General features: G+C 64.6%; 2 protein-coding genes. Both read right to left on the bottom strand.

Going from position 1 to position 1,975, the window contains the following annotated elements; translation table 11 throughout:
• Positions 1–18 precede the first annotated feature (18 nt).
• Positions 19–1,539 carry an IS21 family transposase gene (gene istA, locus O9K64_RS23285; RefSeq protein WP_275100512.1) on the bottom strand — a complete coding sequence of 507 codons (1,521 nt, stop codon included), beginning with the start codon at positions 1,537–1,539 and terminating at the stop codon, positions 19–21.
• Between the two features lie 32 nt (positions 1,540–1,571).
• The coding region (locus O9K64_RS23290; RefSeq protein ID WP_275100513.1) for a hypothetical protein at positions 1,572–1,975 on the bottom strand (404 nt) is incomplete at its 5' end.

The raw sequence follows: 1,975 nt of genomic DNA on the forward strand, positions 1-1,975 counted from the left end.
CGCTCTTTCAGTGCAGTGTCATTGATCATCGTACATGGCCTCCGCCGCCCCGTCCGTTTCCGTGTCGATGGCCTGCAGTTGGTCATACCCGCTCAGGTCATGTGGCGACACCACCAACTGTCTGGCTCGCTCGTCGTTGAGTCTTATCCCCAACGGGGGTGGCTGGTTCCTGGCTTCCCGGCGCCGCTGCAGGGCAATGCGCACGCCATTGGGGTGAGGCACGCCCTGAGCCAGGCTCTCATTGATGGCGGCCTCCAGTTCCGCTGCACCGTAGTCCTCCAGCAGCCGCAGCAACGTGGCGGTGATGGTGCCGAGGTTGTCACCGCGTTCGGCGGCCTGGCTCAACAGCGTGCGGCTGGCCGGTGTGGCCTGGGCCAAACGGTCCTGTCCACTATGGCGCCGGGCCTGGCGCTTGAGCTGCACCAGGGCCTCGATGTGCTCCGGTCGTTCGATCTGCTGTCCCTTGTCGTAGCTGCGGACATGGTGGGCGATCTCTTGGCCGCCATCGAGGATGCGCACCGCACCGGGGGAGGCGGATACGGTGAGGGTGCACCGCACATGGGTGTGGGGCACGCTGTAGTCGTTGCGCTCGAAGCGGGCATAGGGGGTCTTGCCGATGTGCACCTCGACCCGCTCATCGGTGGGGTACGGATTCTCAGGCAACGCCAGCAGCGGCTCCTGGGCAAAGACCTGGCGTACTGAGAGGGAGCGCTCTTCCGGGCAGGGGCGGTCCATGGCCCAGCCGTTGCACCAGGCCTCAGCCTGGGCGTTGAGATCGTCCAGGTCCCGCCACTGCCGCGCCGGCCAGAAGTGATCGCGTACATAGCGGATGGCCCGCTCCACCCGGCCCTTCTCGTTGCCGCGGGCCACCGCCACCGGACGCGGCTCGAAGCGGTAGTGGGCAGCGAAGTCGAGCAAGGTGGGATGGAAGCGGATGGCATCGCCCCGACGCTCCAGTACGGCGCTCTTAAGGTTATCGTAGAGCAGTACCTTGGACAGACCGTTCCAGGCAGTGAAGGCCGCTTCATGACCGCGCAGGAAGTTGGCCATCTGGGCACCGAGGAAGAAGCGCAGAAAGATGCGCCGCGAGTAGCTGAGCACCATGACAAAGGCCATCAGGGCATGCTCCGCCCGGCCGATGGTGAGCTTGCCGAAGTGTCCCCAGTCGACTTGACTCTGTTCGCCGGGCAGGGTCCTGAGACGCAGAAAGGCCTCGGGCCGGGGGCGGGGTCGGTAACAGGCGAGCTGATGGCGGAAGTGGTCCGGGCCGCCGGGGTAGCCGCGTTCACGTACCATCTGGTACAAGCGGCTGGCGGTGAGTGTCGGGTAGCGGGACAGGGTGTCGGTGAGAAACGGCAGATAGGGATCGATCATGGACGGACGCTGTGAGCGTACCGCCTTCGGCAACCCCGCCTGGGACAGTACCCGGTTGACCGTGTTGTGATGTATCCCCAGTTGATGGGCAATAGTACCCACACGCCACTTCTCGACATGGTGATAGCGCAGGATCTGTGCCTCTTGTTCTTTGCTGATGGTCAATGATCTTCTCCAAATCTACTGGGCCGGGTATCTCATGGGGGCCGTGCGTGGACACCCACCGGCCAATGTGGGGTGATTGACCCGAGAGTACCGGCCACGGCAGGCCGACGAAGGGGGCCGTTACGCAGAAAAGGCCCGCACTCGCCGCCGCAGAAATGGCAGTGAAGACGGGCCATCGGCTTGGAGCCCGCGCCAGATCGGCCATCCGGCGTCTCCAGGTCGGTGGGCAGTGGATCATTGGGGGGCGGTTGCGGGGAACCCTGATGCGTCACTTTCTGCCGTCTGACCCGGTAGCGGTGTTGGCGCTGTGCATGCATAAAACGCCCCTGGCGGGTCTGCTGATAGCGTTGGTTGGCGGTTCGCAGTGACGCCCGACGCGCCGTCTCGGCACAGCCGCCATGGCAATAGATGTTGCCGCGATCACAGTCGCTACAAA

Origin of the sequence: Sedimenticola hydrogenitrophicus (assembly GCF_029017505.1) — a bacterium.
Lineage (GTDB): Bacteria > Pseudomonadota > Gammaproteobacteria > Chromatiales > Chromatiaceae > Sedimenticola > Sedimenticola hydrogenitrophicus_A.